Origin of the sequence: Paenibacillus sonchi (genome assembly GCF_016772475.1) — a bacterium.
In the GTDB taxonomy this organism is placed as follows: Bacteria; Bacillota; Bacilli; order Paenibacillales; family Paenibacillaceae; genus Paenibacillus_AQ; species Paenibacillus_AQ sonchi.
Genome location: NZ_CP068595.1, coordinates 5,755,242 through 5,780,624 on the forward strand (window position 1 = coordinate 5,755,242; position 25,383 = coordinate 5,780,624).

Annotated in this window: 20 protein-coding genes, 3 pseudogenes and 1 riboswitch; of the genes and pseudogenes, 6 read left to right on the plus strand and 17 right to left on the minus strand. The window is 48.9% G+C overall.

From position 1 onward, the window contains the following. Positions 1-127: 127 nt before the first annotated feature. From JI735_RS25675 to JI735_RS25685, 3 genes are all read right to left on the minus strand, one after another. Complete coding sequence (locus tag JI735_RS25675; RefSeq protein ID WP_039832457.1) at positions 128-1,945, minus strand: APC family permease; 1,818 nt, start codon at positions 1,943-1,945, stop codon at positions 128-130. Positions 1,946-2,071: 126 nt separating this feature from the next. Continuing rightward, a riboswitch (cyclic di-AMP (ydaO/yuaA leader) is annotated at positions 2,072-2,230 on the minus strand. Positions 2,231-2,418: 188 nt separating this feature from the next. Then, positions 2,419-2,856, minus strand: a complete 438-nt coding sequence (locus JI735_RS25680; RefSeq protein WP_083886318.1) for a disulfide oxidoreductase — start codon at positions 2,854-2,856, stop codon at positions 2,419-2,421. Beyond that, a complete protein-coding gene (locus JI735_RS25685; RefSeq protein ID WP_202677688.1) occupies positions 2,856-3,356 on the minus strand; it encodes a DsbA family protein in 501 nt (166 codons plus the stop codon). The genes JI735_RS25680 and JI735_RS25685 overlap by 1 nt, the downstream gene beginning before the upstream one ends. 45 nt (positions 3,357-3,401) lie before the next feature. Here JI735_RS25685 and JI735_RS36335 point away from each other — a divergent pair, with 45 nt between their 5' ends. After that, positions 3,402-3,647 (plus strand): hypothetical protein, encoded by a 246-nt coding sequence (locus JI735_RS36335; RefSeq protein ID WP_233476062.1) that lies wholly within the window; start codon positions 3,402-3,404, stop codon positions 3,645-3,647. Positions 3,648-3,667: 20 nt separating this feature from the next. On the opposite strand, the gene JI735_RS25690 is transcribed toward JI735_RS36335, so the two are convergent. The 9 genes and pseudogenes from JI735_RS25690 to JI735_RS25730 form a co-directional block, all read right to left on the minus strand. Beyond that, positions 3,668-5,623: an ATP-binding protein gene (locus JI735_RS25690; protein ID WP_202676566.1), complete on the minus strand. Its 1,956-nt coding sequence runs from the start codon at positions 5,621-5,623 to the stop codon at positions 3,668-3,670. Positions 5,624-5,797: 174 nt separating this feature from the next. Continuing rightward, entirely contained in the window at positions 5,798-7,114 is a 1,317-nt protein-coding gene (locus JI735_RS25695) for a hemolysin family protein (protein WP_039832461.1), read from the minus strand. 743 nt (positions 7,115-7,857) lie between these two features. After that, positions 7,858-8,259: a spore coat protein GerQ gene (gene gerQ / locus JI735_RS25700; protein ID WP_039832468.1), complete on the minus strand. Its 402-nt coding sequence runs from the start codon at positions 8,257-8,259 to the stop codon at positions 7,858-7,860. 378 nt (positions 8,260-8,637) lie between these two features. After that, a complete protein-coding gene (locus JI735_RS25705; protein WP_039832463.1) occupies positions 8,638-9,060 on the minus strand; it encodes a cell wall hydrolase in 423 nt (140 codons plus the stop codon). Positions 9,061-9,326: 266 nt separating this feature from the next. After that, entirely contained in the window at positions 9,327-9,725 is a 399-nt protein-coding gene (locus JI735_RS25710; RefSeq protein ID WP_411829953.1) for a DUF2500 domain-containing protein, read from the minus strand. Between the two features lie 259 nt (positions 9,726-9,984). After that, positions 9,985-10,209: pseudogene (locus JI735_RS25715) on the minus strand (transposase); the annotation flags it as partial. 202 nt (positions 10,210-10,411) lie between these two features. Then, positions 10,412-10,588 (minus strand): hypothetical protein, encoded by a 177-nt coding sequence (locus JI735_RS25720; RefSeq protein ID WP_020432222.1) that lies wholly within the window; start codon positions 10,586-10,588, stop codon positions 10,412-10,414. A gap of 219 nt (positions 10,589-10,807) precedes the next feature. After that, complete coding sequence (locus tag JI735_RS25725; protein WP_063822052.1) at positions 10,808-12,118, minus strand: WD40/YVTN/BNR-like repeat-containing protein; 1,311 nt, start codon at positions 12,116-12,118, stop codon at positions 10,808-10,810. 3 nt (positions 12,119-12,121) lie between these two features. Continuing rightward, positions 12,122-13,505: pseudogene (locus JI735_RS25730) on the minus strand (amino acid permease). A gap of 289 nt (positions 13,506-13,794) precedes the next feature. Between JI735_RS25730 and JI735_RS25735 the strand changes: the two are divergent. Next, on the plus strand, positions 13,795-14,688 hold the full coding sequence (locus JI735_RS25735) for an L-lactate dehydrogenase (protein WP_202676567.1): 894 nt from the start codon (positions 13,795-13,797) through the stop codon (positions 14,686-14,688). 279 nt (positions 14,689-14,967) lie between these two features. On the opposite strand, the pseudogene JI735_RS25740 reads toward JI735_RS25735, so the two are convergent. After that, a pseudogene (locus JI735_RS25740) lies at positions 14,968-15,878 on the minus strand (tyrosine-type recombinase/integrase). A gap of 65 nt (positions 15,879-15,943) precedes the next feature. Then, on the minus strand, positions 15,944-16,879 hold the full coding sequence (locus JI735_RS25745) for a LysR family transcriptional regulator (protein ID WP_039832434.1): 936 nt from the start codon (positions 16,877-16,879) through the stop codon (positions 15,944-15,946). A gap of 130 nt (positions 16,880-17,009) precedes the next feature. On the opposite strand from JI735_RS25745, the gene JI735_RS25750 reads away from it, so the two are divergent. The 3 genes from JI735_RS25750 (at position 17,010) to JI735_RS25760 (ending at position 20,677) form a co-directional block, all read left to right on the plus strand. Continuing rightward, positions 17,010-18,320 carry an APC family permease gene (locus JI735_RS25750; RefSeq protein ID WP_202676568.1) on the plus strand — a complete coding sequence of 437 codons (1,311 nt, stop codon included), beginning with the start codon at positions 17,010-17,012 and terminating at the stop codon, positions 18,318-18,320. 414 nt (positions 18,321-18,734) lie between these two features. After that, positions 18,735-19,685 carry an alpha/beta hydrolase gene (locus JI735_RS25755; protein WP_202676569.1) on the plus strand — a complete coding sequence of 317 codons (951 nt, stop codon included), beginning with the start codon at positions 18,735-18,737 and terminating at the stop codon, positions 19,683-19,685. Between the two features lie 230 nt (positions 19,686-19,915). Beyond that, positions 19,916-20,677 (plus strand): alpha/beta fold hydrolase, encoded by a 762-nt coding sequence (locus tag JI735_RS25760; RefSeq protein ID WP_085979213.1) that lies wholly within the window; start codon positions 19,916-19,918, stop codon positions 20,675-20,677. Positions 20,678-20,837: 160 nt separating this feature from the next. Here the strand turns inward: JI735_RS25760 and JI735_RS25765 are convergent, their stop codons facing one another. Further along, complete coding sequence (locus JI735_RS25765; protein WP_039832427.1) at positions 20,838-21,626, minus strand: nucleotidyltransferase domain-containing protein; 789 nt, start codon at positions 21,624-21,626, stop codon at positions 20,838-20,840. A 249-nt stretch (positions 21,627-21,875) separates the two neighbouring features. Here JI735_RS25765 and JI735_RS25770 point away from each other — a divergent pair, with 249 nt between their 5' ends. Then, positions 21,876-23,210, plus strand: a complete 1,335-nt coding sequence (locus JI735_RS25770) for an outer membrane protein assembly factor BamB family protein (RefSeq protein ID WP_083886311.1) — start codon at positions 21,876-21,878, stop codon at positions 23,208-23,210. 12 nt (positions 23,211-23,222) lie between these two features. Here the strand turns inward: JI735_RS25770 and JI735_RS25775 are convergent, their stop codons facing one another. Together JI735_RS25775 and JI735_RS25780 are read right to left on the minus strand one after the other, a co-directional pair. After that, entirely contained in the window at positions 23,223-24,440 is a 1,218-nt protein-coding gene (locus JI735_RS25775) for an aminotransferase class I/II-fold pyridoxal phosphate-dependent enzyme (protein WP_039832425.1), read from the minus strand. A 282-nt stretch (positions 24,441-24,722) separates the two neighbouring features. Further along, positions 24,723-25,283, minus strand: coding sequence for a TetR/AcrR family transcriptional regulator (locus JI735_RS25780; protein ID WP_039832424.1), 561 nt, complete (start codon positions 25,281-25,283; stop codon positions 24,723-24,725). Between the last annotated feature and the right edge of the window lie 100 nt (positions 25,284-25,383).

The following is a 25,383-nucleotide window of genomic DNA, read 5'->3' on the forward strand; positions in this document are numbered from 1 at the left end:
ATTCTCTATGTCAATATAATTATTTTGCTTTTGCAACTATTCACGTTTTGGCTAACGGATTCATTTATATATGAAAAAAGACTGCTCCCGGAATCCGGAAACAGCCTTCATGTTGGCAGCCATCTGTCTATTTATGCAAATGATAAGGTACGGTTGCAACGACGATGTCTTTTTGATTCATTAAATATGAACGGATGAACAAGCTGGTCTGATTGTGCAGGACGGCCTGCCACCAATGCTTAGTGATAAACTGCGGAATGAGTACAGTAATATGATCGGTTGAAGCAGTCTTCCACTCTACTGTATCTATGAATTTAACCAGCGGACGGAGAATGCTGCGGTAACGGGAACGGAGGACAATCAGGCGCACGCCCGGATTCCATTCCTCCCATTTCTGCTCCATTTTGTTGATCTCTTCTTCATCAAAGCCTACATACACAGCCACCACATTATCCGTTAAGGACTTGGCATAGCTGATCGAATGCAGCACCGCGCGTGTTACACCAGCGACAGGTACGACCACTGTACTTCCCTTGATGCAGGGTTTATCCGTTGCCGGACATATCCGCAGCTGATCCGCAGTATTCAGGTAATGGTGATGAATCCTGTGGAACACGAACATTACAACCGGCAGGAAGATAAAGGCCATCCAGACGCTGGAGAATTTGGTGATAATGAAGATTAAGGTAATGGTCAGAGTCGTAAGCATCCCCACCGTGTTCACCGCAAATTTATTTTGCCACGCTTTAGGTTTGGTTTTGTACCAATGCACCATCATCCCTAGCTGGGACAGCGTAAACGGAATGAAAACGCCCACCGCATATAACGGAATCAGGCTTTCCGTATTTCCGTGAAAAGCCGTGACCAGCAGAGCGGATAATACGCCCAAAAAGATAATGCCGTTCGAGAAGCCCAAGCGGTCCCCACGGACCATAAATGCATGGGGCAGATACTTGTCTTTGGCAAACATAAACGCCAGCAGCGGGAACGCCGAGTAAGCTGTATTGGCAGCCAGGAACAAAATAACCGCTGTGATTCCTTGTATGAAAAAGTACAAACCGCCGCGCCCAAACGTAGATTCGGCGATTTGTGATACGACTGTAGCTTTTTCATCCGGCGTAATTCCATACCAGTAAGCCAGCAGCGTGATTCCGGTAAACATAATCCCCAGGATAAGCCCCATCATCATCAGGGTTTTGGCCGCATTTTTTTCCGCAGGTGCCTTGAAGTTCGGAATGGCATTCGATACAGCCTCTACCCCGGTCAGAGCCGAACAGCCGGAGCTGAAGGCCTTAAGCAGCAAAAACAAACTGACATTCGACACCGCAGCCCCGATTTCAGGGACATTGGCATGTGCTCCGCCGGTTGCATATTTGAATACCCCCGCAATGATCAATACGAAGATCGATGCCACGAACAGATACACGGGAATAGCAATGAATGAGGCAGATTCTGTTACCCCGCGCAGATTGATTATCGTCAAGAGCAAAATCACGGTAACAGCGATAAGTACGCTATGATTATGGAGACTTGGAAAAGCGGATGTGATCGCATCTGTACCCGCCGATGCACTAACCGCAACGGTCAAAATATAATCCACCAGCAAAGATCCCCCGGCGAGGAGTCCGGTTGGAACACCCAGATTGCTTTTGGCTACGATATACGCGCCACCGCCCTGCGGATAAGCAAAGATGGTCTGACGGTAGGATAAAATCAGTATAGCCAGCAGGCCCAATACGGCTAATGCGATTGGCAATGAGTACCAGATAGCTGTGAAGCCTGCGGCCACCAGCACAATCAGGATTTGTTCCGTTCCGTAGGCTACAGACGAGAGCGCATCAGAAGACAGGACAGCCAGTGCTTTCACCTTGGATAACTTTTCATGATCGAGTTCGTTCGACTTCATCGGACGCCCGATCAATAGTCGTTTTACCTTGCTTACCATTGTAGTAACAGTTCCTCTCTTGTTTAGGTTGAAACGGTAGTACCGTGCGCTGTTTTCATAGGTGGATTTTCATAAATGCAGGCACAAAAATAAGCATACGGAAATGATCCGCATGCTTACGCATCGTCACTATCCCACCATTGCTTACGAGGTTAGCTGGCGGATTCGGGCTGTGGTAGCCCTACGGTTACAGCCCTTGCGGACCGTCCCGATTCACCCCGTTGGCGCTTAGGCCAATGTTGGTTCCCCCGTTTTTCCATCCGGAAAATTCAGCGCATATTCAACTTCTCACAAGGTCTAATGATAGTCTACAATGGCCCTTCCGTAAAGCGGTGAAAAAAATGAAAAAAGAATGAAAAATGATCCATTTTACGCAAAACCACGATGAGGGATATATGGATCTTTCATTCTCTGCGATTATCCTCTCAACGCTTGTTTTTTCAAGGTTTTGAACCCTAATTGTGTCAAAAATTTCAGGAATGGTTAGAGATGTCCTCTTTGCGTCCGGTCCAGAGCAAAATTGCGATTAGCGCAAAGGCAATCAAGGCCAGTAAAGGGATCGTAATAAACCCGAAATAATTCAGATAATCCTTGTTGCAGGGTACGCCAATCGTGCAGGGAAGCACCTTGCTGAGTGCCGGTATCTTCTGCTCCGCATAATGATAGATTGAGATGCAGCCGCCAATGAGACTTAGGGGCAGCACATAGGGAATGATCTTTTTGTCATTCCGGTAGGTGGCAATGCCCAGCAGAATAAGCTGCGGGTACATAAAGATCCGCTGGAACCAGCATAACTTGCAGGGCTCGTACTTCAATACCTCACTCAGGTACAAACTTCCCGCTACTGCGATAACAGACACAAACCAGGCCAAATAGAGACAGTGGCGTCTGCAGAAAGCAGCGATCTTCATCATTCGGCACTCACAGCTTCGGAAGCGGATTTAATCTGAGCGTCAATAGCTTCCATGTCGAAAGGCTTATCTACTTTGTGTCCATTAATGAAAACAGTAGGCGTAGAGGTTACACCGGTATCTTTGGCGATGCTGATATCATTTTGCAGCTCACTTTCATAAGTTCGTTCCTGGATATCTTTGCGTAAAAGATCCAGATCAACAGGCAGCTTCTCCTTCTCCGCGAGGCTCACCAGGAAGTCCTCTGTGGCCCACTCTGCATTCTCATCCCCCTGATTGGCGTAAAGCGCATCGTAGTATGTCCAGAAAGCGTCATTGTTCTGATGGTAGACTGATAGTGCCGCCAGCGAAGCCGTTTCGGAATCCGGGCCGATAAAAGCCATATTTACGAAGTAGAAGGCTGCTTTATCCTGATTCACATACTCCTGCACAATCTGCGGCTTGATGACACCTGTAAACTGGGCGCAGGCCGGGCATTTGAAATCACCGAACTCGACAATTTTGACCGGTGCATCCTCTTTCCAAGTCTTCGGAACCCGCTGTAATTGAAATCAACCGCCTTGCCTGAACCTGCCGTTGAAGAGGAATCCTTCGATGCCAGCATGAAGAGTCCGGCAAAAATAATCACTACGATTGCGACCGTACTAATAATTAGAATTCTCGTTTTCTGTTTCTGCTGCTCCAGCTCAGCTCTGCGTTTCTCGGCTTTACTTAACCCAGAAACCGTGCCATTGTTTGTTTTAGATTTGCCCAAAAGAGAGTTCCTTTCTGTCCTGGAAGGACTGTTGTGAGGATATCATATTCTTTAAAATTATATAATTAAAACTCTCCGCTTGGCAAACCTCCGTTCAACCCACTTCCGACTTTTCCCGCTTCTCCCGGACTCCCTGTTCATTGGAATACGCTTCCCGCGGGAAGGTATCCATAAGCTGCAGCGGGATCTTAAAAAGAAGTCCGTCCCGCCTTCCCTGGCCTTTTCCGTCCAGATGCTGCCATCCATTAGCTCAACAAGCTTTTTGCAGATCGCCAGCCCCAAACCAGTCCCTTGGTACTTCCGGTTATGGGAGGCATCCACCTGTGAGAAGGGCTGGAACAACAGCTCCAGCTTGTCCGGCGCAATCCCGATTCCTGTGTCACTGACTCTGAACAGCAGTCCCAGGGAAGTCCCCTCTTTGCTGTAGGGCTCAATTGTAACTGTTATGCCCCCCTCGTGGGTAAACTTGACTGCATTGCCAATCAGATTTACCAGGATCTGGCGGATTCGCGCACTGTCCCCGATTAATTGTTCAGGAATGGACGGGGCGATCTCAAGGTTCAATGCAAGCCCTTTGTGGCCGGCCGCAACCGCAAACAGGTTTATGCATTCCCGCAGCAGTGCAGGAAGCTTGAACGGCGCTTTTACCAGCAGCATGTTCTCGGCTTCAAGACGGGAAATGTCGAGCACATCGTTCATCACACTCAGCAATGCAAGACTGCTCGTATTCTGCAGCTTTAATAATTCCTGATGGTCCGGTGCCGTGATTTCCTCAGCGAGCAGTTGGTTAATGCCAATAATGCCGTTAAGCGGGGTCCGGATTTCATGACTCATCGTCGCTAAGAATTCACTTTTCATCCGCGCAGCGCTTTCAGCCGCATTTTTGGCGATCAGCAGCTCCTGCTGTTGTTCCGCCAGTGCCGTGATGTCTTCAGCGATAATGTACACATAATTTTCTTTGTCATTCACCAGCGGAAAAACGGTTGTACTGCAAATCAGCCTGGCTCCGCTTTTGGTTTTGACGATTATTTCCAGCTTTCCGGACTGTCCCCGCGCAGCGCGTTTAACGGCTGCTTTGAGGGCCTGTTCATCCCCGGTGCTGAATAATATACTTTTATAGTCACTCAGTTCCTCTTGTCCGTAACCTGTGGTTTGCCGGAGTGATGGATTGGCGCTGATCACTTTTTTGCGCACAGGGTCGATACACACTACCATATCGGGGCTGAACTCGAATAAAGCGGTGTAGCGCTGCTCATTAAATTGTGCCGTGAACAGCACCTGCTTCCGGTCCTTGTACATAAGCCCCAGCACAACGGCCACTACCAGCAGGAACGTGCAGGCTAGAATCATTCCCAGCATTGAATCATTCAGGAGCGGAGTCCTGCCCACATAGATATAAGGTCCCGTATCTACATATGAGGCTCCGGCCATAGCTATATAATTTGTTCCCGACAGCACAGCAGTCAGTACAAGGATAAGCAATAATTTTTTGGCGGAAAACATATTATAACGCTTCGCTGTCCAATTAGGGTGATAGGAGGCTGTAATCGCAGGGACCGCTAATGAGAGTACCAAGGACCCCAGAATCGAACCCGTACTTTGCTCAAAAGCCGCCGTATACCGCACGCTCATCATCCCGCTGCAATGCATGATCAGAAGGCCGCAGCTGAACAGCAGCCCGCCAAACCCAAGGGCCGCCTTGCTGCTCCGCGTGCGTGTGTTATTGAACAGCATCAGCAGCACATAGGAAGCCGCAATGGGTACAAACAGTGAGAGTAACAACATCGGGATATAATAGGACGCCGTGCTCTCATGCTTCATCGCGATCATGCTGATATAATGCATACTCCACATCCCTATTCCCAGAGCACCGGAGCTGAACAAGACAAAAAACACACTTCTTTTATAACGTACCATTCTTTCCGCGAGATCCACGGCTATGAAGCTGGATAAACATGCTATGACAATAGAAAAGAGGACCAGCAAATCCATATAAAATGGGTGCTCAGACATCGGCCTCTCTCCTTTCTTTTTTTGAATGAACTACTGCTGCCAGATACACTCCATTTACCCGCCATGAAACGCCCCGAATCCGGAATCCCGACCTAGCGGCTGAGGTAATCTTTGTATAAAAAAAGACATAGCGCCGAACCTGACGCCATGTCTGGAAACATCCTTATGTTATTGTCAGGCTCCCGCCTCTTCAGTCAAAAACTGCACCTTCATCACTTTAATACGGGATATCCGTTTGTTGTCGGTTTCTTCCACCACGAATAAGTGGCTGTCAAATTCTACGGTCTGGCCTTTTTGCGGCGGATTCACCTCTAGCTTGGAGTATAACCAGCCGCCGATCGTATCATAATCATCTGTCTCCATATTCAATCCAAGCCGGTCGTTGATTTCTTCAATCAGCATCAGACCATCAATGGAGAATTCGTCCTCCCCCAGTTTCTCTACACCCGGCCGCTCTTCGTCGAATTCGTCCTGAATCTCACCGACGATCTCTTCCATAATATCTTCGAGTGTAACCATACCGGAGGTCCCGCCGTATTCATCGATCAGAATGGCAATCTGCGTCTTTGCACGCTGCATGACCTTAAGCAGGGCACTAATCTGTATCGACTCTGGAACGGTAAGAATGGGACGAATCAGTTCACTGTATTTGGGCGCATTATCCCGGATCAGATCCTTGATATGAATGAAGCCGAGAATGTGGTCCTTGTCACCGTCACAAACCGGATACCGGGTGCGCATCCCTTCAAACGCAACCTCCATGTTCTCTTCAACCGTCAGATGATTGTTCAGACAGATCATTTCAGTGCGCGGGATCATAATTTCACGGGCCATGGTGTCGGCAAATTCAAAAATATTGTCCACCAGAGTCATTTCCGTGTTGTCGATAAGTCCGCTCTTGTTGCTTTCCTGCATAATGATGCGGATTTCTTCTTCCGTATGTGCTGTAGCCAGCTCCGAGGCAGGCGCTAAGCGGAAAACCCGCAGCAGCCCGCTGGCCAGGCCTTTTACGATCCAGATAATCGGATACATAATCCGGAAAAAAACATTCATCGCACCCGCGGTTAGCAGAAGTACCGCTTCGGCTTTGTTCACAGCGATCGTCTTGGGAGCAAGCTCTCCGAGTACGATATGCAGAACGGTGATGAACATAAACGCAATAATTAGCGAAATTACATAAACCGAGGTTTCGCCAAATCCTAGGCTTGTTACAATCGGCCCCACAATCGTTGCGACAGCCGGTTCCCCCAGCCAGCCAAGTGCCAGTGAAGCAAGGGTGATGCCCAGCTGGCAGGCGGACAGATATCCGTCCAGATTGTGTACGATATTACCTGCTGCCACTGCTCGTTTACTGCCTTCCTCTATCAGGGAATCTATGCGGCCGCTTCGTACTTTTACCATCGCATATTCAACCGAAACAAAAAAGCCATTCAACAGCACCAGCAAAATAATAAGACCTACATGTAATATACCGGGTAAAGGGTCGCTCAATTTATACTCCTATCCACCGTCTCCACGATTCAGGCGGATAGGCCCACCTCCTTCGTTTGTTCAAAATGTCGGCTTGTGCAGCAGCTGTTCCTTTCCATATCAATTTCCCAATGCTTTCATCTCCTGACTGAAATCACGAATATAAATATACACATTATTATAATATTTCTTTGCACATAAAAACAGATGCGAACAAGCGTAAAAATATGATCTTTGTTTTTGGCGAATAAACTTTAGAGAGAAAAGGAAGCTTTTTTCTGTCTATTCCTGTGTAATAAGGTTAAATCGAATGCACCCTCTTCGTCAACTTTAGGCGGATTTCGAATCAATTGTTAACGGCAATCCTATTAAATGACGCTCCCCGGCAACCAAAAAAGCCGCCTGCCAGGGCGGCGGTTTTTTGGCGCCTGCGATTCTATTTCAGCAAAATTTTCACAGCGGCGTTCAGTCGTTTTATTGTTTCTGTGCCAATCCATCCGCCTGCACTTGCCAGGATCACATTATGAAAAATCTTCATAGCCAGAGAGTATGTCATTGTCCCGATTATGATCTCTACAACAAAGAACCGCATAATATCTCCGGTGGTAATAATGTAAACTTTAAATTCCTGATTATGAAGCATGGGTTATATCATCCGCCTTTTAAAGGTTTTTTATATAACCCATATGCTTCAAGTTGATTGTCCAATGCCAGATACATTTGGATGATGAATCCTGACTAATCCGGCGAATCTATAACAGCTATTACCGACAGTTTCGTGTTGTCGGCGGATTGCCAATGGTGCCTGGGTATTGATAAACAAGGGGTTCATCGAAGGTGGCATAATCGAAGTTCACCATCAACAGCACAATGCGTTGTCCGGTGGCCTTGTCGCTGATAATTAAGTGGTCGCGGCCCGCAGCTTCCAGCACACCTGTGTAGACCTTGGCATTCCAATCTTTGTTGTTCTCGTATGTGAAGTAAAAGGTGCCGACTTTGCCAAGATTCAGCCGAAAAATGTTTTCGATGTATGATTGTTCAAATACTGGAGCGGTAGTCGTTACGACGCCGCCTGTTGGAGTCATTGGGCTGCCGCTGCTGACTTGGGGAGGCGTTCCCCCCATGGTACCCATATTGCCCATACCCATAGGACTCATACTGCCCATACCCGTAGGGCTCATACTGCCCATACCCGTAGGGCTCATGCTGCCCATACCCATAGGGCTCATGCTGTGCATGGCGTTCATATTATTCATATTACTCAAGCTGTTTACGTTGTTCATGTTGTTCATGTTGTTCATGTTGTTCATTGCACCTGAAGGGTTGCTGCCGATCGTATAGGTTACGGGGCGGTAAGGTTGAGCGATCATCTGTTAAAAACCTCCTGATAATTAGTATGCAGGCTGTTGTCAGCCTTAGGCAATGTGACTGGTTTCCAAGCTAAAGGTCGCTGAGAGATTCTGACCGGAGAAGGACTGCAGTGGGCTGTTGAAGCGGGCCGCCAGACTTTTTGGGCTGCACCCGCATCTGTCACCCCTAAAGATCTAGTATACTGCTGGACATTCCCCACTAGCTGGGGCAAAGAAGCAATGCGCTTTGTACCTTCCGGTATTTTGCTGGTCGTACCAAGTGGCCGGACACTCTCCGACCGGCCTGAAGAACCAGAGCGCATTGGACGCCGGCCTTGTTCTTTCACCCGCGATGGCGCGTCTGGCAAGGCGAATGTCGGATTCCCTGGCACGCTGGTAGAAATAGCCCTTCTGCGGGGCTTCGAACCCGCCCGGACTTTGAAATACCATGTCGTTGACATTGCGGATGTTTCTGAAGTCCAGGCAGTTTCCAAGTATCCGGTTGACGCCGACATTGCCGACCATCAGCATGCCGGAATCCCCGTCTTCCTCGGCTTCGGCCCGCATCAGCCGTGCAAGCGTCCTTACATCTTCCGTGTTTGCTTTAATTACGGCCACGCTTTCTCCTCCTTAACCAACATCTTCTCAACTGCTCGCTGTATTGTATGTGCATTCGCCCAAGAGGTGACAGTCCACGCCCAATTTCCGGATCATCCCGTTTAACATCTGATTAGTGATCGCAAATGATGTTACATGTCATCCCGCCAGCATTCACCAACTGCGTTCAGCTTTCACATCATACAAAAATCCCCTTGCTCCACTAACGGGAAACAAGGGGATTGTAGAAAATACAAAATATAATATGAACAACGTATACATTTAATCTATTCTGCCGTTGAGTAGTGAGGCTGCCTCCGAAAACCGTGGTACCTTGTGCCCTGATACGTAAGAACTCCTCGGTCCCCTTCAGCGCTCATGCCATACTCATTGCCGTCCACTTTGAATTCCATCCTCTCTCCACGGTCCGACTCATAGGTTAAATAGTAGGTTGTGCTGGTGCGGCTGTTATTGCTGTCATCCTGCAGCTGCTGCTGCCGGACCTCACTGCGTTTGCTGACGATGCGTGCGGGGATGGTCATGATGGGCGATTTGTTGTTCCGGTTCCACTGCAGCAGCCCCCGGCCCGCAGATACAGCAATTATGCCAATAACAACGGCAAGAAAGATCGGTATTACCGTCCCCGTTAGATCAAACATCCAAGATGAATCCGGGCCCATTCCCATGACTTTTCCCCCTTATTTCCCATGTTATCCTGCTTCCTGCAGTGATACAGGCACTTCTGTACATGTATATGCCCCGTCTATTCCATACAGCACAAGCAGATACGGCTTTCGTCCTTCCAAGGACAGTATCGACAATCAAAACCACCCGTATAACGGGTGGTTTGCTCTGCGGCTGAAAGCCTTTGTTGCTGGCCAGCCCTAAAAGGGCATCGAATGGTTCGCCAACTGCACTACTTTTTCGGCTACCCCTAAAGGGGTTCTATTTCTTCTTCTTTCGATTCTCTTTGGTTACTTCTCCTGTAAATGGATCGATGTATTCCGCCATTGTTATTTGTTCCGCGACGATATCTTCCTGCAATTGGTTGCGAATATATTCTTCAATCACTTTCTTGTTTCTTCCGACGGTATCCACGTAAAACCCTTTGTACCAAAACTTCCGATTCCCATACCGATACTTTAGGTTGGCATGTCGATCAAAAATGACATCTGTATTCCTCCTTTTGTGCGATAAATTCGGTTGGCGAACCAAATTTATTGTAACACTGGGAGGAATTTTTTTGGTACATCGCTGAAAGCTCTCCCGAACCATACGCATAGCGTATGGTTTTCTTTTGATAAAAAAACCACCCTATTCTCTGGGGGCAGAGATCAGGGTGGCCTTCATTAACGTCTATACGACAGTCCTATTAAGCGTGTACGAGGTCTAATAATTGCTTAGTTTCATCATTTTCTTCAGGCAGCATTCCATTATCTGCCCAGCAGGCTCTGCATTGTTCTTCTGTTTCACAGAGATGTGCATCATCACAGTTGTAGCACAGTTGCAGCAGGTTTCTGGTTACATAATCCGTTTCGAAAGTTTTCATTATAATCTCTCCTATTCGGGATGAAAGTTTGTGAAAAAATGAACATGTTCTCTATGTGTTAAATATATCACAGGGAGATTCATTTGTCATGTGATTTTTTTCACATTTTTAAAGAAAATTTTAAATAAGATTTTATTTTAATTTCACAACCAAATTCCTTATAAAAGAAGGTGTGTCCGTCCAACCTTGAATCGGCTTTCCGGACACACCCTTTAGGTTTTACATCACCCGCCAGCTTACTCCACCGTTAGTGGTCTGCAGCAGAATCGACTTGCGGTCTTCTTTCTTCTCGATCAGCAGCCAGCCTACTTCACCGGATATGAATTGCAGCTTCACAATTTCCGGATAATCCACAAGTTTGGATCGCAGCACACTGCTGGCCGGAAGCGCCGTCCAGGTCTTGCCCTGGTTGGTAGTCTTATATAACACATCCTGCTTCAGGGCCCAGCCCACTTGGGAATTCAAGAAGGTTGGGGGAACATGGCGGTTGATCCCCGTCAGGGGTCCCAGCCCGAAGGATACAAATTTCCAGTTCTCTCCCCCATTGGCCGTGAAATAACCATTATAGGTGATACTGCCTTCTTTGTCTTTTTGGCATCCTACGGACATCCAGCCGTTCAACCTGCCTTTATCAAAAAAATCAGGCTCCCCAGTAATCACCTTGTCACAATCCCTTAATTGATCATTCACAAGAAACTCCGGACCCGGATTCCAGGTTGCCGCTCCGTCCTTGGTCATATAGATCTTGGGCAGTGCCCCGGTCTGCATAGTCACAAAGCCATGGCTGATGTCCTTGAATATCATCCCTGTAATGACACCCGAGATCGGGATCGTATTATTCGGCAAATTCGGATTATACTGTTCATTTTGCATCACCAGGCTCCATGTAGCGCCACCGTCGCTTGTTGCATACAGCGCTTTGCTCTCTTTGGTAGCTTTGGCATCCCAGGAAGTCATCAGCCAGCCATCCTCAGGGGAGTTGAAATAGATGGAAGAAATAGCGTTCGCATCAGGAAAAGAAGAGACTTTCCAGCTGCTTCCCCCATCTGTTGTACGCAATACAACCGTTTCTGTAAGCCCTGAGGCGCTGCGGATAATCCAGCCATTGCTGGGATCGGTGAACAATATGTCTTTTCCATAGACAGGGTTTGACAAAAATTGAACATTGGCTGACGGGGAAATATTGCTCCACGTTTCGCCGTTATCCTCGGTCATGTAGATCCGCAGTTCATTTTTGGTCACGCCCCAAGCCAGCCCCATGGAATCATTTAACAGTCTGAAATCTGTAAGCCGGGTCTGAATCTGGTATTTCGCGGTTTTCTCGTTGTTAACGTTCTTGGCGTCCGGTGTAATCAACGTAATGGTCTGCCCCTCTTCCGGCGCTTCCGTCGGCTGTGGGGGCTGGGAAGGCTCCGGAGGAGATGAAGAGCAAGCCGAGAGTATAAGCAGGGTCAGGAATACCGTGAATATAGCCCCCAGAACCCTGAACCCCGTAAGTTTATATGACAAAGCTCTCTCCTCTTCCTTCATTAATTATTGGTTATTATTCAGCTTGCTGTGCTTGTAGCCATATAATCCGTAAATGAGCAAACCGATGGCCAGCCAGATCAGGAAGCCAATCCAAGTCTCTCTCCCAGATTATACATCAAATAGCCGCAGGCCGCCGCACTCAGCAAGGGCACAACCGGAACCCAAGGCACTGTGAAGCCCCGTTTCAGATTCGGATGGGTATACCGGAGAATGATAACTCCGAGCGAAACGACAAGAAAGGCGAACAGTGTGCCGATACTGGTCAGGTTGGCCAGACGGTCCAGCGGGACAAAACCGGTGAGCACGGCAATAATACCGCCTACCAGCCAGGTGCTGCGCACAGGGGTATGCGTCTTCCTGCTGACCTTGGACCAGGCTTCCGGCAAAAGCCCGTCACGTGATATTGCGAACAAGAGCCGCGTCTGGCCAAACAGCAAAACGAGCAGAACCGTAGTCATTCCAGCAATGGCTCCTACGGAGATCAGCCCGGCGACCATATTCTGATCCACAAAACGGAGCGCAAAGGAAACCGGATCGCTGACATTCAGGCTCTGGTAAGGAACGATCCCGGTAAGTACCAGCGATACAACGATATAGAGCACCGTACAGATGGCAAGGGAGGAAATAATCCCGATCGGCAGATCACGCTGCGGGCGCTTGACTTCTTCTGCTGCAGTAGACAGGGCATCAAATCCGATATAGGCAAAAAATACAGTAGCCGCCCCATTGACTACACCATGGAACCCGAAGGGCATAAAAGGTGTCCAATTTTCCGGTTTCACATAAAAAAAGCCAGTGACAATAAAAAGAATAACGACCGACAGCTTGATTACAACCATAATGGCATTAAAACGGGCCGTTTCCTTGACCCCCGGGTCAGCAAGTAGGAAATCAGCAAAATGATGATAATCGCCGGGAGGTTGATAAACGTTCCTTTGTCCGCATTATACGCCCCGGAGAGTGCTGTGGGCAAATGCAAGCCAAAGCCTTCGAGCAGGCCCTGGAAATAACCAGACCACCCGCTGCTCACTGCAGCTGCAGCCACCCCGTATTCCAGCACGAGATCCCAGCCCAGCATCCAGGCTAACAGTTCGCCAAAAGCCACATAGCTGTAAGCATACGCACTGCCGGACACCGGTAGTGTGGAAGCAAATTCGGAATAGCACAGCGCCGACAGCACGCAGGCTATACCTGCCAGCACAAAAGAGAGCACCAGGGCTGGTCCTGCATGCTCTGCAGCTGCTACTCCCGTCATTACAAATATACCGGTACCAATGATTGCTCCCACACCAAGCAAGGTCAGATCCAGTGCACCAAGTGTCTTGCTGAGCTTGTCTCCTCCGGAGCTTACTGGAGCGGTCAAAGGTTTTTTGCGGAATAAATCCATTCGTAAATTCTCCCCTGTCTTCTGAATAAATAGATAATGCTTTTGAGAAGCGGCCGGCCTTTTAAGACCCGGCGCCAATAATTACAAGAAACGTGGAAATACTAAACATTACTTGCTCCCTTCTTCCAAAATCCTTGTTAACTTGCCCAGTTTCGGGTAATGGATTAAAAGCAGACCGCTTGAAAACACTAACCTTAGCGATTATGATGGATAAGATTGGACACAAAAACTTCAAAAACTCAGGAGGAGATGTAACAATGGCCCCCCATTCAAACCCAATCGTGTCGTAGTGATTGGCACAGGTGCTGTCGGTACGACAACTGCCTATACTTTGCTGCTGCGCAGACGCATGCAGGAACTGGTACTTATTGACGTCAATCATCAGAAAGCACTTGGTGAAGCACTTGATATGAATCATGGCATGCCTTTTGTCGGTGGTGTGAAGCTCTGGGCAGGAACCTATGAAGATTGCCGCGAAGCAGATATTATTATTGTGACCGCTGGCGCCTCCCAGAAACCGGGCGAAACCCGGATTGATCTGCTCCGTAAAAACATTTCCATTTTTAAAGACATCATCCAAAAAATCACGAAATACAACCATCACGCGATCCTGCTGATCGCTACCAACCCGGTGGACATTCTGGCTTATGCCACCTTGAAGATCAGCGGTTTCGACCGCAGACGTGTTATCGGCTCGGGTACAGTGCTTGACAGCGCCAGATTCCGCTACCTGATTGGTCTCCACAAAGAAATCGACCCGCGCAGCATTCACGGTCAGATTATCGGCGAGCATGGAGATTCCGAGCTTCCGGTATGGAGCCTCGCCAACGTTGCCGGAATCGATCTTGGGTTTGACGATGCGGAACGTAAGGAAATCTTCGAGGATACCAAAAATGCCGCTTACGAGATCATTGATGCCAAAGGTTCAACCTCCTATGCGATCGCACTAGCACTGGACCGGATCGTGGTCTCCATTCTGCATAATGAAGGCGCCGTGCTGAATGTCTCCACTCTGCTGAACAACTATAATGGAGTATCCGATGTTTTCCTGGGTGCCCCCTGCGTAGTTGACCGTTCCGGTGTCCGTGAAGTGCTGGACCTTCCGCTGAGTGAAGATGAGAAAACCCTGTTCCAGAAATCGGCTGAGAAGCTGAAGAGTGAAATCTCTAAGCTGGAGCTGTAAGACAAGCTCAGCAAGAACAGAGACTATCTCCCCTCACATCGAGGGAGGGGATAGTCTTTTTGTCGTGCTGCTGAAAAGTGGCAAACAAAGAAAACGCCCTTCAAGTAATGGAGAATAACCCCCATACTGAAAGGACGGAGCTTCTGAACTTAACAAATATAACATGAATCGTCATGTCTGCCAATGAAATAGGTCCTTGCCCCGTTACAGCTTTCCGGCTTTATGCTGTCCCCGCATTAAAGGTCCCTCTGAACGGTCGCCGTATATAGAATGCAAAGATTACTCCGGCATGCTGATCTGCAGCCGGGCCATCGCTTCTTCCTTCTCCCGGTTAGTGATATGCGTATACACGGTAGTGGTCTGGATGGACGAGTGGCCCAGCAGCTCCTGCACGGTCCGCAAGTCTGCCCCTTTGCGCAGCAGCATGGTGGCGAAGGAATGGCGCAGCTTATGGCTGGAGTATGGCCTGTGGCGGGCAGCGGGAACTTCTGCCTGGAAACGGCCAAAGGTATCAGCTGCAATCCCCTGGATGGCCCGGATGGAGAGTCTGCGCCCTTTTTGCGAAATGAACATAGCTTCCTCCTTGCTGCGCCAAGGCTCCAGCCGCTCAGACAGGGCTTGCTCCAAAAAAGGAGCCAGCTCCGCAGGCACCGGAATATTCCGCCATTTGCGGCCTTTTCCGAAAACACGGAGCGTAAGGCGTTCCGCATTATAATCGCTTAAGTTCAGGGTATGCACCTCCCCTACCCGCAATCCCATGTAGGACATGAGCAGAAAAACCGCCAGATTCCTGCTTCTGTACTTGCCTTCAACCGCAGACAAAAACCGCTGCAGTTCATGTTCCTCCAGGTAGACGGGCTCACGGTTTTTTTCGGTCTTGGATTTCTTGATTCCCGCAGCAGGATTGGCGGCCAGCAGCTCCAGCTCCATCAGCGCCTTGAACAGGCAATTGACCGAAGCATGCTTGCGGTTACGCGTAGCATCACTGACCCCCGCTCACGGACCGAGGTAAGATAGGAGATGATATGCAGCTTCTTGACGTTCTCCAGGCTTTTGCCGTTCAGACTCCCCAGGAATTCCCGCACATCGGCGAGATAGGACTTCTGGGTATAGGGGGTAAATCCGGCATCCTTCATCCAGATGACAAAAGCCTCCAGCTCTTCCTCATAGTCAGGCTCTGAATCATTCATGTCCTGTCTCCTCCCCGGGATCATAATGGTCTATTTTACGATTACCATAGAATAAGTTCATAGAATTAACTGGATAACAGGTTCGTTTGTGCAGTGAACGATGCCCCATTTCTCCACTCTGCCGCATGTTTCTGAATAGTGGACAGGAATTCTGCAAGCGCGGGCGATTTCCACTTTTTGTGGTGGTAAGCGATTTGGGTAGCTACCCGCTGCGACTCGTCATTCCAATGGAGCCGGGCCAGCTTGCCTTCAGCCAGCTCACTCTGGACCGTAATCATCGGTAAAAATGACAGGCCCAGACCGGCGGTCACGCACTGCTTGATTGCTTCAACGCTCCAGAATTCCAGTTTCGGATCGGGGAATACGCCGTGACTGTTCAAATGGCGCTCGAACAAGGTCCGGTAGGTGCAGCCGGTTTCGGTATGGAGTATGGTCTCATCTTTCAGATGATGCGGCAGTACCTCAGCGAGCTCCAGAAGCGGATGGCCCAGCGGAGCAACCAGCGCCATCGCCTCCTGAATGAGCGTCTCCGTGTGAAGATCCTTATACTCCGTCTCCGGCTGCAGCAGAAACACCAGATCCAGCTCTCCGGAACGGACGAATTCGGTAAGTTCCCAGCAGACACCCGGCTTCAGAGTAATTTGCACCTGAGGATAGCGCCCGCGGAATTCCTTAATAATGCCCGGCAGTCGGAATGCGGCCAGCGACTCCGGTGCGCCAATGCGCAGTGCTCCGGACAGTTCAGTATCCGAACGCAGCGCAACCTCAGCCAGGGTATGCATCCGGGAGATTTCCTGGGCGTAAGGGAGCAGACGGCGTCCGGCGTCGGTGAGAATGATCTTTTTGCTGATACGGTCAAACAACGGCTGGTCCAGCTCTGCTTCAAGCGCCTGGATCTGCGCAGTAATGCTGGACTGCGCATAATCCAGCTTCTGGGCGGCACGCGTAAAGCTTCCGGTTTCCACTACGACTAGAAACGTGAACAGGTGGCGTGATTCCACTTGACTTCCCCCTTTGCTAAGCTATATCATCGGTTTTTTGAATGGATGTCATCTGATAATTCCGTTTTTCCAATGGATCTATTATCTGATAATCTATACGTAAATACAAGGAAAGCGGGCCATGTTCACTATGAAAGAAACTTTACAACGCAATATCGGAATGCCGCAGGCCATTGCCCTGTACATTGGAGCCGTGCTGGGGTCAGGGGTGCTGATCGTTCCCGGGCTTGCAGCAGAGATGGCCGGTCCGGCCTCCCTGCTCGCCTGGGGATTCATGACCCTCCTGATTCTTCCCCTGGCTCTGTCGATGGGTCTTCTCTCCGCCCGGTTTCCGAATGCGGGAGGCGTCTCCCACTTCGTCACGCTGGCTTTTGGCCCGAAGGCCGGAGCCCTGGTCGGCTGGTTCTTCCTGATGTCAGTACCGATTGGCGGTCCCGTCGCCGCATTAACCGGTGCCGGCTACATGACCGCAGCTATGGGCTGGGGCGACAGCGCCAGAATTGCCATGGCTGCAGCCATGCTGGGAATTGGTCTGGTTACGAACTGGATTGGAATGCAGGTAGCCGGGAAGGTACAGATAGCTGTGGTAATCGCCATCGTCGCCGTATTGGTATTCTCCTTCGCCGCCGCGCTTCCCCGGATGGAAAGTGCGCACTTCACGCCTTTCGCTCCGCACGGCTGGATGAGCGTCGGCCAGGCGGCGGCAATATTGTTTTGGTGTTTTATCGGCTGGGAAGCCGTGTCCCACCTGTCTGAAGAGTTCAAAGACCCGCAGCGGGCTGCAGTCCGGGGCGTCACCATCGCTGCCATTATTGTAGGTGTCTTGTACTTTCTGTCCGCTCTTGCCACCGTCGGTACCCAGAGCTATCTGCGGGGCGGAGCAGATTCCTCCCTCATCTGGATCATCAGCCAGCCGCTGGGCTCCTGGGGCGGCTTCATTGCCGGACTGACCGGACTCTTCATCTGCACCGCGACCATTATCGCATATACCGGAGCGGCTTCACGGGTAGCGTTCGCCCTATCCCGGCAGGGCTACGCCCCCAAATGGATGGGCCGCTTGTCCAGCCGCTATCAGACACCGACAGGTGCCATCGGCTTCCTGCTGCTGTGTTTTGCCGCTGTGCTGTTTCTTTACGGAAGCGGCTTGCTGTCGATTACCACCTTGATCCAGTTTCCCAATGCCACCTTCATTTTGACATATATCGGGGGCTGCGCGGCAGGAATCAGGCTCCTGAAAGGCAACCGGCTGGGCGTTATAATCAGCTGGATTTCCTTCACCGCAACAGCGGCTGTGTTTCCTTTTACCGGCTGGGCCATTGGCTATCCGCTGGTCATTGCCGCCCTCTTTTTCCTGATTGTGTATACCAGAGGCAACATCAAACACCTTCGTCCTGAGCTAGCGCCCCATGATCCGCAAGAGGCTGAGCGTCAAGCGCTTTAGCTTTATCGCAGTGTATGTATCATAGTGACTATCTATATAGCCACCACGCACCAAACAGCAGGCCGCAGCCGTCCTTATTCCCAAGGTCGCTGCGGCCTGCTGATTTTACAATTTCACTTCATCTTTATCCCACTCCAAAGGAACTTGAAATTTGAACCTCTGTACTTTATCGGAAAGGGTAATGGGGTATACTGCAATAGCAACTGCCTATTTTTGCCCAATGGCGGAAACTTCAGCTTATCGCTGCTGGTTCGAACGGGTTCCATACTTCCTTCACGCCAAACCGTTCGCTTTTCATTCAATAAAATTTCCAGACACCATTGATTAGCAGCAGCGTCTGACGTTTCAGAAAAGGCAAACCTGGTTATGAATGAAGGGAGACTGCCCAAATGGGATAGAAGGAGACGATTGACCATGTCAAAAGATAATAAAATCATTCTTGAAGCGGCAGCCCGGAAATTTGCCGACGACAATGCCGAACCTCCATTTCTCCCCGACCTGGGACCTGAAAAAGGACGCGAAACGGTGAACACCGTACAGTCCAGTGAGATTTACAAACCGGAAGCGGATCTTCAGGACCTCACGGTTCCTGGCGGACCAGGCGGAGAGGTTCGGGTGCGGATTATCCGCCCGGTGAACACTTCAGGTGAAGCACTGCCTGTCATTCTGTATATCCACGGGGCGGGCTGGGTTTTTGGCAACAGCCACACCCATGACCGGCTGATCCGGGAACTGGCAACCGGTGCCGGAGCAGCAGTCGTATTCCCGGAATACAGCCTCTCGCCGGAAGCCAAATACCCTACAGCCCTTGAAGAAATTTATGCGGTGCTGACATGGATTGCTGAGCATGGCTCTGAATATGGCTTGGACACAAGCAAATTAACCGTAGCTGGCGACAGTGTCGGCGGCAACATGACTGCTGCCATTACCCTGATGGCCAAGGAACGGAGCGGCCCGGCGATTTCCAAGCAGCTATTGTTCTATCCGGTAACGGACGCTTCTTTTGATACCGAATCCTACCATCTTTTTGCAGAAGGCTACTTCCTGCAGCGGACCGGGATGAAATGGTTCTGGGACCAATATACCACCAGCGAGGAAGAGCGCGCCCAGATCACTGCCTCCCCGCTGCGGGCCAGTCTGGAGCAGCTTAGCGGCTTACCCGAAGCTTTGATTATAACCGCCGAAGCCGATGTCCTCCGGGATGAAGGTGAAGCCTATGCCAATAAACTGCGTGAAGCCGGAGTCTCTGTGACCGCGGTCCGGTTCCAGGGGATTATTCATGACTTTGTGATGCTGAATGCCCTGGCTGAAACCAACGCCAAAAAAGGAGCATTGCTGCTTGCTACCAGCTGGCTCCGTCAATAGTTGGTTTGACATTTACCTCTTATAGAAAACAGGCCTGCATTGGATATTGTCCGGTGCTGGCCTGTTTTTTGATCCTGAGGCAAACATTTGGTTCACATACTTTATATTATGTTAACTTGTAATTGTTATTAAATTTCTTTAGCAAAGCAGCAAAGCCAAACCCTACGAAACCAGTCTCTAACACCATCGTATTACTCCATAATGCTGAGATTACAAGGTTGAGGTGAGACATGTTGGCTCTAGAGTTGTTATATCTGAATACATCACGTGGGAAGCTGCAATACAATATAAGCGGGAACCACAAACCTAATGTTGTATTAATCAACGGCGGTTCTGGGCCTATAGAAGGTTGGATGAAGATCCTGCCGGAAATTTCAGAGTTCTGCTCTGTTTTTTCCTATAACCGTTTCGGCGTTGCAGGCAGTGATAAGCCGCGGGAACCCCAAGTTGGGCTAACGATTGTTGAAACATTACGGGAAGCATTAAAAATCGTTGGTTTTGAGCCTCCATTCTTGCTGGTTGGACATTCCTTAGGCGGATTATATGCAAACTTATATGCCCGTCGTTACCCAAGCGAAGTAGCGGGTGTTGTGTTTCTGGAATCGAGCCACCCGAAAGATCTAAGTCTTGGGGATTATCAAGGTAAAGCCGTAAAAACCATTAACAAAATGTTAACGGTATTTGATTTCTTATCTCCACATAAAAAATTTAATGAAGACAAATATGTTAAAGAAACAGTGGAACAAATCGAGGCAGGCGCTGAGTTCCCCGACATCCCTGTATATGTGATCACTGGCGGGAAAGAAAATCGCATGATCCCGGAGATCGTCCAAAAAAAACGGATGCAGCATCAAATGGAACTGCTCTCATTGTCCAGGTACAGTAAACATGTCTCCGCTCCAAATAGCGGACATTTCCCTCAATTTTCTGAGCCCAAAATCGTCATTGGTACAATTAAAGAGGGTTTCGAACAAATCAAACGTAACCTATAGCACCTCCCTGCTGTACCAAATCTTCACCCGTTTGCTCTATGCTCATAGGTAAGGACCCTGCCGAATGCAGGGTCCTTACCTATGAGGCCCTTTTCTAAAGTATTGTTGCCCACTGCTTTGCTCAGTTTTAAACTATCTTCTCCCTTAGTTGAACAAGTTGCTATTGGAATTGTTCTGAATATATACCCTCAAGGAACTCGATTGAGACGCGTTCTGCTTCCTTCCTAGGTGAAATTTCCGAAACTTGGCGTAGACGTTGGTACATCTTGATTGTATTTTTTAGCGCGTGGTAGCAACTATCGAAGCTGTGAATGGGAATTGTTCCTTTTAGTTCCTCCAGTTCCTTGAGAGCGTATTTCTCGAGCTTTCGAACCCCTCTCGGGGGATGGCCGTTGCAAATGAGTACCAACGGGCCCAGCACTACATTGCGCATAAATGTTAAAGTATCGATTAATTCGAATAATTCGCCTCTCCCTAATTTTGTAGCGCAGTAATGCACCCATACCCAGAAGCGGTCTTCAATCCATTGAGGATGAGGGGAAGGGAGAAACGGACTTGTTTTACTGATTATCTTTGTAATATCAGAACCTCTTTCCCATAGAATCAGTGGATTCTCAATTCGGGATTCGAGCTCTTCCAGTTGTACAAATTTAAGGTCGACATGAAGTGGGGTTGGGCCATATAAACAAATAAGCAATCTGGGTTCCCCGACATGCTCGCCTGTGAATGCAGAAAGTAAGTTGCCGAGCTTTTCGGCAATTAGGAGCCGTTGTTGCATGATCTCGCTTCGGAAAGCAGGTTTGTAGACGATTATTAAATCCAGATCACTATACTCATCCATTTCACCGTACATCATAGATCCGCCTGCGAGGAGACCTATAAGTCGTTGATCTTGCCTCACATGCTCAATTGCTTGCTCAATGAATCGATCGTGTAAAGGTAACTTCATGTCAAACGCTCCTTAAATAGTGACCCATAAAATGGGTATTATTAAAGAATAACATTTACAAAGAGTGAGCGTCAACCGTGTGTGGATCAATTACTCCCCCCTTCTATTTCTCTCTAAAATAAAAAAGCCATTCAACTTTTAAGTTACCATATTAATTGTTATGTAAACTATATCATCTTACTTATTTTAGCAACTAAAAACCGATTCATGCGTCTAACTCTTTAGAATAATCTCAAGGAGTGGAAACCTTTGCCACAAGTTAAATCTATTAAACCTATACTTTCTGCCTTTCTCTCCCTTTCCCTGTTGTCTTCCGGTATCGGCCTTTCATTGCAAGCCATCCATACTGGTACAGCACACGCAGCCTCCGCAGGCAGCACTGCTGCTAAAGTCTCCAAAGACTCCCTACTGCCTCTGAAGTGGCAAGTCGCAACGGATGGCATGGGCATGTATGACACCACACAACCGGTTATGAATGGAATTCTCTATTTTTCTGCCAAAAATACGCTTTATGCCAAAAATATTGCTTCCGGCCAAATCCGGTGGTCGTACAAAACTGGCGAACATCCGCAAATCGTTACGAATAATTCCGTATTCTTCATTGACAATAATGAACAACTAGTAAAAGTCTCCGCTTCGACCGGTAAGCTGCTCTGGAAGGTAAAAGTATCTGAGCGCCCTATGGAGATTGGCGGGCAAGCCCAACTGATGAACGGCAAAGTCTATTTCGCCAATGAGAGCGGCGGCGTGGCCGCCTACCATCCGGCTACCGGCAAGAAATTATGGGAGAACAAAAAAATCCCCATGTACGTTGGCACCCTGCATGGAGAATACAAGGGCGTACTCGTAGTTTCCAGTACAGTCGATAATATTCGTAGACAATTTTTTGGCCTTGACCCCGCTACCGGCAAGCAGCTCTGGAGAACCGAAGGGATCTGCAGCATGGTTGCTTATCAGGATGGGCATTTTGTGCTGCGGGAACAAGCGAAGGCCGAATATGAAAATGGAAAAGCTCCTGTACCGGGCCATCTATTGACACTGGTGAGCATGGATCCCGCGACAGGCAAAGTGACCAACAAGGAAAACTACCAAGCTCTGGACGACATCTCCAGACAGGGAAATTTCTTCACTTCTATTCAGAAACCTTATGTCTATTCAGTAGACGGTAATCTGGATAAGGATGAATATATTCTAACGCGCTTTACACGTGGAGCGAATGCCGGCACTGCCCCAAAAAGCTATGAAAGCTTCGGAAAATGGCTGGCTGGCCCTGCAGATGGAATGGCATTTTTTCAAAAAGGCACTCAAATTACCGGCGTTCATCTTGCCGACGACAGCGTCGTTACATTCGACAATCCGGCAAGCAAGGTAGAACATCTGGAGCGGGTTGGCAAGGCTGTATTCGCCATTTACGAGAACGGGTACATCTCCATTAATCATTCCGATACCGGAGCATTGCTGGGGATGATTAAAAGCGGAGCCTCCACCCCCTATTTTGGAAATATCAGCATTGTTAACGGAACGGCACTGATTCCAACGGAGCACAATCTACTTGCGGTAGCCTTGCCAAAAGAATGGAAATAACGCTCCAGAAGATTAGCCTATTCTACGCAGATACTCCCCTATTCTCCGGGCGGCTTCCAAGAGCCGCCTTTCTTCTTCTACCAGCGCAATCCGGACAAATCCGTCCCCTTGTTCCCCGAAAGCATCTCCAGGAATAACTGCTACCCCTGTTTTCAATAAAAGGTCACGTGCGAAGCTGCGAGATCTTCCTTCTTCCTGTCCGGCAGTGTAAGCTTCAGGCAGCGGCGCCCAGATAAACATTGTCGCTTTGGGTTTCGGAACTGCCCAGCCTTGCCGGGCTAACTCCGCAATGAACACATCCCGGCGCCGTTCATACACCGGGGCGACGCCCCCATCCGATCCGGCTTTCATCGCCAGCTCCAGCGCAGCCACGGCTGCCTCCTGGATCGGGTCAAATACGCCATAATCCACATTGCTCTTAAGCTCCCGCAGCGCATGTACCGCCTCGCGGTTGCCAGTCATAAAGCCGATACGGCAGCCGGCCATGTTGAAGCTTTTGGAGAAGGAATGGAATTCAACCGCGGTATCCAAGGCCCCCGGCACCTGCAGTATACTAACCGGCTTATACCCGTCAAAACCCATTTCCGAATAAGCCAGGTCGTGAATGACCAGCACGTTCCATTTGCGGGCCAGCGTAATTAATTTCTCCATATAAGCCAGATCCACCGTTGTCGAAATGGGATTGCCGGGAAAGCTGAGCAGAATAAATACCGCTTCTTGCCAAATTTCATCGGGAATGCTGTCCAAATCAGGAATAAAGGCATTCCGCTCCAGCAGAGGCAGCGTCCACGCTCTCACACCGGCTATTGCGAGCGAACCGGAGTAAATCGGATAACCGGGGTCAGGCACGATCGCCAGATCACCCGGATTGCAGACGGCAAGCGCCAAGTGTGCGAGTCCATCCTGTGAGCCCATTAGTGCCACGATTTCGTCTTCTGAGTCTATCTTTACACCAAACCTCGCTTCCATCCAGGCCGCTGCCTGCCTGCGGAATGCCGCGCTTCCCTTCGACGACGGATAGGAATAGCTATTCTCTCTGAGTACGGCTTCACTTAGAACCCGCCGGATTTCCGGAGCGGGCGCCTGATCCGGACTGCCGATCCCCAGATCAATCACATCCAGGCCGGATTTGGCCGCCTCCCCTTTCCATGCTGCCACTTCGGCAAATATCGAGGAACCGAGCCGGGATAACTTGTCCGATCTCCAGTTTCGTTTGGAACTGCTATACATCAACTAGTCCACCTACTTGTTTTTTGAATAATTATAGCACGGTGCAGCAGTAGTTGATTTCGAAACTTTAGACGGAAGTCGATAAGTTCAATATAATAGGTATTTTTTAACTAAAACATTATATTTCCCCTTTTTGATCACTTGATTCAGGTCGTATAAGTGCCCTATTTCTCAAATAAAATCGCTCTCATGCAAAACAGCGTATAATTTATGTTATACGCTGTTTTTTTGGCGTTAAATAGACTATTTGTACATACTCTCTAATTCTCCAATTGCCGGCAATCATTTGGATTTCTCTGATCCGACACCTTGGTTCAGCAAATTCCAAAATTGTTCAACCATGACCGATGCCGGATATGGCATCGAACGGATAATCCACCATTCCAATACACCTACTGCCGCTGAAATTAAAAATTGCACTGTAATGTCCCTGTTCAACTCCCCATCGAGGTTGATCGAATCCAGATGCTCGCTTAGTCTTTGCCGGAACATTGACTCCATTTGGTTTCGAAAAACCGTGTTTCCCTTGCTCTTCAGCATTAAGGAATAGAAAGAAGCATGCTGCTCCAAATATTCAAACGTGCGTAATAGCGCGGTTTTGGAAGGGAGATGAACCATGTTATCTTCAGACATACATTTATGTAGTAACTGGTTAATTTGAGCTTCCAAGTGTTGATCGCGCAGATCGTACTTGTCTTTGAAATGCAAATACACCGTTCCCCGATTGACATTCGCTTCCTCAGCAATTTGATTGATCGTTATGCTCTCGAATTCCTTTTCTGACATCAGCCTCATAAAAGCATCAATAATCGCTTGCCTCGATTTTTGAATACGCCTGTCCATATTCTTCTCCCCTTTATCCTATACAGAATAAACAAACCGAAGCCCTCTGTTGAAAAATCAACAACGGAGCTTGTTTTAACCATTGAACACCATTTATCGC

What these genes read in the sequence shown, in the direction of transcription:
- JI735_RS25760 (WP_085979213.1), top strand. Translation starts at nt 19,916, where the DNA reads ATGTTGGCTCTAGAGTTGTTATATCTGAATACATCACGTGGGAAGCTG.
- JI735_RS25755 (WP_202676569.1), top strand. Translation starts at nt 18,735, where the DNA reads ATGTCAAAAGATAATAAAATCATTCTTGAAGCGGCAGCCCGGAAATTT.
- JI735_RS25780 (WP_039832424.1), bottom strand. Translation starts at nt 25,283, where the DNA reads ATGGACAGGCGTATTCAAAAATCGAGGCAAGCGATTATTGATGCTTTT.
- JI735_RS25690 (WP_202676566.1), bottom strand. Translation starts at nt 5,623, where the DNA reads ATGTCTGAGCACCCATTTTATATGGATTTGCTGGTCCTCTTTTCTATT.
- JI735_RS25765 (WP_039832427.1), bottom strand. Translation starts at nt 21,626, where the DNA reads ATGAAGTTACCTTTACACGATCGATTCATTGAGCAAGCAATTGAGCAT.
- JI735_RS25725 (WP_063822052.1), bottom strand. Translation starts at nt 12,118, where the DNA reads ATGAAGGAAGAGGAGAGAGCTTTGTCATATAAACTTACGGGGTTCAGG.
- JI735_RS25775 (WP_039832425.1), bottom strand. Translation starts at nt 24,440, where the DNA reads ATGTATAGCAGTTCCAAACGAAACTGGAGATCGGACAAGTTATCCCGG.
- gerQ (WP_039832468.1), bottom strand. Translation starts at nt 8,259, where the DNA reads ATGGGCAGTATGAGTCCTATGGGTATGGGCAATATGGGTACCATGGGG.
- JI735_RS25750 (WP_202676568.1), top strand. Translation starts at nt 17,010, where the DNA reads ATGAAAGAAACTTTACAACGCAATATCGGAATGCCGCAGGCCATTGCC.
- JI735_RS25680 (WP_083886318.1), bottom strand. Translation starts at nt 2,856, where the DNA reads ATGAAGATCGCTGCTTTCTGCAGACGCCACTGTCTCTATTTGGCCTGG.
- JI735_RS25720 (WP_020432222.1), bottom strand. Translation starts at nt 10,588, where the DNA reads ATGAAAACTTTCGAAACGGATTATGTAACCAGAAACCTGCTGCAACTG.
- JI735_RS25675 (WP_039832457.1), bottom strand. Translation starts at nt 1,945, where the DNA reads ATGGTAAGCAAGGTAAAACGACTATTGATCGGGCGTCCGATGAAGTCG.
- JI735_RS25710 (WP_411829953.1), bottom strand. Translation starts at nt 9,725, where the DNA reads ATGGGAATGGGCCCGGATTCATCTTGGATGTTTGATCTAACGGGGACG.